Raw genomic sequence first — 6,322 nt, 5'->3', positions numbered from 1 at the left:
AGGTAATTGAAATAAGTTAATTACGAATTACGAATTGCGAATTACGAATGAGGAGCGAAGATCTAAGAGGATATTAAGTTATACTTAATCGCTTAGATCTTCGCTCCTCATTCGTAATTCGCAATTCGTAATTCGTAATTTTTGCCAATCACACTTTTCCTCCCGGCCTGTAATACCTCATCGCTTCCGGCATCAGTTGCTGCAGCTTTTGAACGCGGGTAGCATCGCTGGGGTGAGTGCTGAGGAATTCAGGTGGTTTCTGGCCATTGCTCATGTTGGCCATGCGTTGCCAGAAAGGAATGGATTCCTGCGGGTTGTAGCCTGCCATAGCCATGAAGATAGCACCGAGGTGATCTGCTTCCAGCTCATTCTGACGGGAGAACGCCAGCATCCCCACATTACCGCCGATACCGAAGGCCTGATTGAAGATGTTTACGGCCGTAGGGTTTTTACCTAAAGCCACGGAACCCGCTACCTGTATGCCTTGCGCCAGGAGTCCCTGACTCATACGTTCGTTCCCGTGACGGGCAATAGCATGCGCAATTTCATGTCCCATTACGCAGGCGAGCGCCGTTTCATTCTGTGTTACCGGCAGCAGGCCGGTATACACAACTACTTTACCGCCGGGCATACACCAGGCGTTCACTTCTTTACTGTTCACCAGGTTAAATTCCCATTTGTAATTGGCTACCTGGTTACCCATACCATTCTGGTTCATGTATTGTGTGACAGCGGCAGCAATACGCTGGCCCACCCGCTTTACCATTTCAGCATCCTTGCTGGTGGTTTGTGAAACTACTTTGTTCTCGGACAGAAATGATTGGTACTGTTGTAGGGCCATTGATTCCATTGTGCTTTCCGGAACGAGGTTTAACTGACTGCGTCCTGTGATGGGAACACGTGCGCATGCTGCCAAAAGGCCTATGCCGGCAGTGCAGATGATGGCGATCTTTTTCATGGGTGAATCAAATTTATAAAGCGCTAAAATGCAAAAAGCATAAAGCAAAAAGCATGCACACTTTGAAGCCCTGCTTTTTACTTTATGCTTTCTGTTAACAGCTGATAGCCGAATTAGTTTTTATCCTTCCTGTTCTTAAATAACGGCACCTTGCTTTCATTACCTTTCAGTAAACGGGTAATGTTTTTCTGATGCGTTAATACTACCAGCAAAGCTACAGCGATAGCAAAAATGCGGTAAAAAATTTCAGGCTCATTGAAGATATAAAGGATGAGAATAGGAAATGCAATACTTGCGATGATGGAACTTAAAGATACATATCTCGTCAGAAACAGTATCATCAGAAAAACGCCGACCACGCAGAGGGCTACGAGCGGCTGAATAGCCAGCACCAGTCCGAACAGGGTAGCAATGCCCTTACCTCCGCGAAAACTGGCCCAGATAGGGAAAATATGACCTAATACAGCAGCCAGGCCAAGACCTATCTGCAGGTTTACCAGCTGTGTCAGATGCTCAGGATTGTGATAATAGGAAACCAGATAAGCCAGACGCACTGCCAGTACACCTTTCAGCATGTCTACCACCATTACAAATGTTCCCGCTTTTGGACCCAGTACCCGGAAAGTGTTGGTTGCACCGGCATTGCCGCTGCCAAACTCCCTGATATCCATTCCGAAAACGCCTTTACTTACCCAAACGGCTGTAGGAACAGATCCTATCAGATAAGCGCAAAAAAGCAATAAAATTACTGTCATCACTATAAGTTAGGATTGCTAAGATAACAAATTCTATGTTAAAATTAAGCAAACATTAGAAAAGTTAATAACACAAAAGTTGGATTATCAACTGTTTTCATATAAAATTTTATTTTATTTTACAGCAATAGCCGTCAGTTGCAGCGCCAGCCAGTTATCCTTCTCTATCCGTTGCTGGAGCGCAAATCCGGCAGGGATGGCTGCTTCCAGGATCTGTGTTTCATCGGCCGGCATAATGCCACTCAGTACCAGCATTCCCCCTTCTTTCAGTAAACGGCGCATATCGTGCATATAACGCAGTAATACATGGAGATTTATATTCGCCAGTAACACGTCGTAGGTATGGGTGACGGCATCCAGATTATCTGCCTGCCATACTTTTACCCGGTGGCTGTTATTGGCTGCTACATTTTCAATGGTGTTATTGACCGCCCACTCGTCGTAATCAATGGCATCTGCCCTGACAGCACCCATCATTTCCGCCAGTATGGCCAGTATACCCGTACCTGTACCGAAATCAAATACGTCTTTTCCTTCAAAGGCGATGCCCTGCATTAACCTGATTACGGAAGAAGTAGTAGCATGATGGCCGGTGCCGAAAGCCATTTTAGGCGTGATCACTATCTCATAGGCCGGTACCGGTGTAAACGGTGGGTGGAATTCCGCCCTGATACCACAGAAATCATCTACCAGCACAGGCTGAAAGTTACTCTCCCATACTGCATTCCAGTTCTCCTGCTCGATCCGTTCTTTCGTATAATCTATACCGTAGGAAGACAATACAGATTGTAAGGCAGCTTCATCAAAATCTCCTTCCGGAATATAGGCAATCAACGCGTCCGGCTGTTCCTCAAACCCTTCATAACCAGCTTCCGCCAGGCGGGCTATCAGCATGTCCGCCTGTTCTTCGCCGGCATGCATTGTTATAGCAATATGTGACATATGCAGCAAATATAATGATTTGCCGGTAACACCACTCATCACCGGCCCGTTCAGAAAAAGATTTCCTGATACCCCTTGTCTCAAAAAACTACGAATATACTATATTTGACATATAATAAATACATAATACACCTATGAGAACATTTCTGCTGTTACTGACAGCCTTTACCATGTCTTTATCTGCCATGGCGCAGAAAATCATCAAAGTAGTACCGGTGGAAGAAATGAAAGACTCCGTGGTATACCAGGGAGACAATGCCATCCTGGTTTTTGACCGGCAATACCTGCAGGACTACATGATTACCATGGATACCACCCTGCGTAATAACAGGGCCGGTTCCAAAATATTCCGCAACATCCAGTTTTCGCGGCTGAACAACAGCGAGCTGGCTACGCATTTTCAGAAAGCCTACTGCTACCTGGAAGATTCGCTGAACAGGGACCTTTCCTACCGGACAGACCGGATGAATCTGCTCTGGTCGGAAGATCAGGGTATACTGATGCCCTATATTGAGGAAATACTGGCGGATCTGCTGACCAGTGGCCGGCTGAAGGTAATTGAGAGAAGTAATAAAGCAGTGCAGCCTGCCTATAAACTGATATTTGAGCCGATTGAGAATAGCAATTACCGGGTATTCCGGCTGAACAACGGGAAGGAAATATTCCGGGAAAGCACTTTCTGCGTGGAACAGATTACAACGTATAAAGCCAAAGCCTGACGGATGGCAGTACATGTATAAAACAAAAGCAGCCACCATACAGTGGCTGCTTTTTTTATCTAATTTCAGTTATCAACGCTGTGATTATGCCTCTTCATCGAAAGTAGGCTCCTGTGGTTTTTCAGGGCGCTCAGGACGAGGACCGCGGTCGTTGCGGCCATCACGTCTGTCACCACCGCCACGTCTGTCGTCACGCGGACCACGGTCGTTGCGTCTGTCGCCACCACCGCGTCTGTCATCGCGGAAACCGCCACGGTCACCACGATCGCCACGATCTTCGCGCTCTTCTCTTTCCACGTAACCTTCCGGTTTAGGCATCAGCACTTTGCGGCTCAGTTTGAATTTACCGGTTTTAGGATCTGTACCGGTAAGTTTCACTTTTACCTTATCGCCTTCAGCCAGTACGCCGTCCATCGTTTCCAGGCGTTTCCAGGAAACTTCGGAGATGTGGAGCAGCCCTTGTTTACCAGGCATGAATTCCACAAATGCGCCGTAAGGCATGATAGATTTCACTACGGAATCGTATACTTCTCCTACTTCAGGAACGGCAACAATGCCTTTAACCCAGGCTACTGCTCTGTCCAGACCATCTTTCTGTGCAGAGAAGATGCTTACTTCACCGGTTTCACCCACTTCTTCGATGTTGATGGTAGTACCGGTTTCGCGCTGGATTTCCTGTATGATTTTACCACCTGGTCCGATCACCGCACCGATAAATTCACGGTCAATGATGATTTTCTCCATGCGTGGTGCATGTGGTTTAGGTTCAGGACGGGCAGCAGGCACTGCTTCGTACATGGCATCCACGATGTGGAGGCGGCCTTTCTTGGCCTGTGCCAGTGCGGAACGCATTACATCCATGCTCAGACCGTCTACTTTGATATCCATCTGGATACCAACGATACCGTCGCGGGTACCGGTAACTTTGAAGTCCATATCACCCAGGTGATCTTCATCACCGAGGATATCGGTTAATACAGCCCATTTACCATCGGAAGCGCGGGAGATCAGACCCATTGCCACACCGGAAACGTGTTTGGGAATAGGTACGCCGGCATCCATCAATGCCAGTGAACCGGCACATACGGTAGCCATGGAGGAAGAACCGTTGGATTCAAGAATATCGGATACCACCCTTACCGTGTAGGCGTAGTCGCTGCCTGGCATCATCTGCTTCAGGGAGCGCATTGCCAGGTTACCGTGACCAACTTCACGACGGCCGGGGCCGCGCATCATTTTCACTTCACCGGTAGAGAACGGAGGAAAATTATAGTGGAGGATAAATTTAACGTAGTTGGAAACTGCCGCGCTTTCGATCAGCAGTTCATCTTCCGGCGTACCCAGGGTAACGGTAGTCAGGGATTGTGTTTCACCACGGGTAAACAGGGCGGAACCGTGCGGGGAAGGCAGGATATCTGTTTCCATCGCCAGCGGGCGTACCTGATCCAGGGAACGGCCGTCCAGACGAACGGATTCATCCAGGATCATGTTACGGATGATTTCTTTTTCCAGATCGTGCAGGTATTCTTTTACCAGCGGCTGATCTTCTTCCGGTAATTCGCCCAGGTGTTCTACCAGTTCCGTACCGATAACGGCGAACGCATCGCTGCGGTCGTGTTTAGCGGAAGCGGATTTGGCAACCTGGTAGATTTTATCTTTGGCGAAAGCAGCAATTTTTGCTTTCAGTTCTTCGTTCTGGTGCGGCAGGGAGTATGCACGCTTGCCGGTAATACCTTTCAGGTCACGCAGTTCTTCCTGCGCTTTCACCTGCACTCTGATAGCAGCGTGTGCCGCTTCGATGGCAGCGATCAGGTCTTCTTCCTGGCATTCTTTAGCTTCCCCTTCCACCATCATGATGTTCTTTTCAGTAGCACCGATGATGAAGTCCATATCAGCTTTCGCCAGATCGGAACGGTTAGGGTTGATGGCATATTTTCCGTCGATACGGGCTACACGTACTTCAGAGATGATTTCCTGGATAGGCACGTCAGAAACGGCCAGGGCAGCAGATGCAGCAAGGCAGGCCAGTGCATCGGGCATTACTTCAGGATCGGAAGAGATGAGTGTAACAAGTACCTGTACTTCGCATAAATAGTTGTCGGGGAACAGTGGGCGCAGGGCGCGGTCTATCAGGCGGGAGATTAAAACTTCGTAGTCGGACAGGCGGCCTTCACGTTTGAAGAAAGATCCGGGTATGCGGCCGGCAGAGGCAAATTTTTCCTGGTAGTCAACAGTAAGCGGGAAGAATGACTGGCCTGGCTTGGGTTCTTTGTTAGCCACTACGGTAGCCAGCAAAATTGCATTCCCTAAACGCACCGTAACCGCTCCGTCAGCCTGTCTGGCCATCTTGCCGGTTTCGATGGTCACCATACGACCGTCTCCTATATCGAATTTCACTGAAATAGGTGTCAGATTCATAATAAAGTGAGGATTAATGATAACGTTATTCTTTAAACAATCACAAAGAACAACAAAACGTATACATACAAAAAAACTATTCCCAACCAGAAAGTTGGGAATAGCGCTATAATTAAGTCAAGGTTATTTCCTGATACCTAACTTCTCGATGAGGGCACGGTAGCCGGTGAGGTTGGTTTTAGACAGATAGGAAAGCAGACGCTTTCTCTGACCTACCATTTTCATCAAACCGCGGTGAGTAGAGAAATCTTTTTTATTTTGTTTCAGGTGACCGGAAATGCTGTTGATACGCTCAGTCAGCAGGGCAATTTGCGCTTCCACGGAGCCTGTATTTTTCTCGCTTCCGCCAAATTCCTTAAAAATATTGGCTTTCTTTTCAACAGTTAAGTAAGACATCTTTAATAATAATAAGTAATAATAATGTGTTTTTATCGCTATTTTTCCGGTGCAAAGGTAATTTAAAAAATATGAATTACCAATAAAGCCGGAATTTAATAATTCATACGGCATTATTTACATCTGTAAATAAT

6 protein-coding genes are annotated in these 6,322 nt (G+C 47.3%); 1 reads left to right on the top strand and 5 read right to left on the bottom strand.

From position 1 onward, the window contains the following. Window positions 1-148 precede the first annotated feature (148 nt). The 3 genes from GWG06_RS08775 to prmA form a co-directional block, all read right to left on the bottom strand. Window positions 149-958: a M48 family metallopeptidase gene (locus GWG06_RS08775; RefSeq protein ID WP_127042830.1), complete on the bottom strand. Its 810-nt coding sequence runs from the start codon at window positions 956-958 to the stop codon at window positions 149-151. 113 nt (window positions 959-1,071) lie between these two features. Further along, window positions 1,072-1,713, bottom strand: a complete 642-nt coding sequence (gene plsY, locus GWG06_RS08770; protein ID WP_127042828.1) for a glycerol-3-phosphate 1-O-acyltransferase PlsY — start codon at window positions 1,711-1,713, stop codon at window positions 1,072-1,074. A gap of 114 nt (window positions 1,714-1,827) precedes the next feature. Beyond that, window positions 1,828-2,655: a 50S ribosomal protein L11 methyltransferase gene (gene prmA, locus GWG06_RS08765; RefSeq protein ID WP_160712603.1), complete on the bottom strand. Its 828-nt coding sequence runs from the start codon at window positions 2,653-2,655 to the stop codon at window positions 1,828-1,830. Window positions 2,656-2,789: 134 nt separating this feature from the next. Here prmA and GWG06_RS08760 point away from each other — a divergent pair, with 134 nt between their 5' ends. Continuing rightward, on the top strand, window positions 2,790-3,374 hold the full coding sequence (locus tag GWG06_RS08760; RefSeq protein WP_127042824.1) for a hypothetical protein: 585 nt from the start codon (window positions 2,790-2,792) through the stop codon (window positions 3,372-3,374). An 84-nt stretch (window positions 3,375-3,458) separates the two neighbouring features. Here the strand turns inward: GWG06_RS08760 and GWG06_RS08755 are convergent, their stop codons facing one another. Then, entirely contained in the window at window positions 3,459-5,792 is a 2,334-nt protein-coding gene (locus GWG06_RS08755) for a polyribonucleotide nucleotidyltransferase (protein ID WP_160712601.1), read from the bottom strand. Between the two features lie 123 nt (window positions 5,793-5,915). Then, entirely contained in the window at window positions 5,916-6,188 is a 273-nt protein-coding gene (gene rpsO / locus GWG06_RS08750) for a 30S ribosomal protein S15 (RefSeq protein WP_079470431.1), read from the bottom strand. Window positions 6,189-6,322 lie beyond the last annotated feature (134 nt).

Source organism: Chitinophaga solisilvae (genome assembly GCF_009928525.1).
GTDB lineage: Bacteria > Bacteroidota > Bacteroidia > Chitinophagales > Chitinophagaceae > Chitinophaga > Chitinophaga solisilvae.
Note: the sequence above shows the minus strand (reverse complement) of the source record. Positions and strands in the feature narration are given on the sequence as shown.

Coding starts and splice junctions, on each gene's coding strand:
- GWG06_RS08775 (WP_127042830.1), bottom strand. CDS start 958: ATGAAAAAGATCGCCATCATCTGCACTGCCGGCATAGGCCTTTTGGCA.
- plsY (WP_127042828.1), bottom strand. CDS start 1,713: ATGACAGTAATTTTATTGCTTTTTTGCGCTTATCTGATAGGATCTGTT.
- prmA (WP_160712603.1), bottom strand. CDS start 2,655: ATGTCACATATTGCTATAACAATGCATGCCGGCGAAGAACAGGCGGAC.
- GWG06_RS08760 (WP_127042824.1), top strand. CDS start 2,790: ATGAGAACATTTCTGCTGTTACTGACAGCCTTTACCATGTCTTTATCT.
- GWG06_RS08755 (WP_160712601.1), bottom strand. CDS start 5,792: ATGAATCTGACACCTATTTCAGTGAAATTCGATATAGGAGACGGTCGT.
- rpsO (WP_079470431.1), bottom strand. CDS start 6,188: ATGTCTTACTTAACTGTTGAAAAGAAAGCCAATATTTTTAAGGAATTT.